The following is a 1042-nucleotide window of genomic DNA, read 5'->3' as shown; positions in this document are numbered from 1 at the left end:
AGTCCTAATAGCCTCATTGGCGCTCCTGGCCATTAACCTAGCCACCTGGGGTAGGGGGCTTGACCTTGAGTTAATCCTGCTTGGCCTAGCCATCATCGGGTTGATGCAGCCCTTAATTGGCCTAGCCCTCTCCATACCGATGACCCTCATCCTTGACTCAGCCCTGAAGGTTACCGGCAACACAAGGCCCTGGTGGGTTTACGCAACAGCCCTATCGGCATCAGCATTGGTCTCAGCGGCCTTAATCAACCCCATGCAGGCATTAAACTACGCAGCACCCCTAGCCTACGTAACCCTAACACCACTTGCAACCTGGCTCGCACTGAAGGCGTCTAGGATCAGCCTAACGCCAAGCAGGAGGCTTGAAACCATAGCCGGGGCGCCATTGGACTACGGCTTAACGTTAACCACCAGGCCGAGGATTAAGGCGATGCTTGAATTTGTAAGCAACGAAGGCTTAACCATAAACCCGCCTAAACTGGCCATAAACGGGCAGTGCACTGTTAAGGTTAGGGCCCTTTACCAACTGGGCGGCGTGAGGAGGCCTAGGCTCAGGGTTAGGTTAATGGACTCCAGGGGCCTTGTAGCCGTGGAGAGGGTTGTTAGGCACCCACCGATAACCGTGATTCCTAGGCTTAGGGCAGCGGCCGAGTACGCAACGGCAATGGTTACGAGGCTCCCCCCATGGGATGTTGGGGATGTGGAGGTTAAGGAGTACGCCCCAGGGGACCCGGTTAGGAAGGTTCACTGGAAGAAGACGCTTAAGCTTAGGAGGCTCGTGATTAAGGTGCTTAGGCAGGAGGCAGACGAGTTAAACATAGCCCTAGTACCCTACGCATCAAACAAGGAAATCCTGGACAGGGTTGGGGAGGCATTGATACTAACCATAGCTACGGCCCTACTGAGCAGTAGGGCGGTCAAGGTGTACGTGGTTGACCGGTCAACGGAACCGTTAACCATAACCCCACGAAACCTAAACGACGCCATAACAAGGCTAACGGGCACATTAAGGAACCTAAACATAAAGCCGGTGGGCGGGTTA

The 1042-nt window shown here is 54.6% G+C and carries 1 protein-coding gene; it reads left to right on the top strand.

The window, feature by feature from the left end; genetic code table 11:
- A partial coding sequence (locus AT710_09895) for a hypothetical protein (protein ID KUO89547.1) occupies positions 1 to 1042 on the top strand: 1042 nt, incomplete at both ends.

The organism is Thermocladium sp. ECH_B (assembly GCA_001516585.1).
In the GTDB taxonomy this organism is placed as follows: Archaea; Thermoproteota; Thermoprotei; order Thermoproteales; family Thermocladiaceae; genus Thermocladium.
This window is presented reverse-complemented; position numbering and strand designations above follow the sequence as displayed.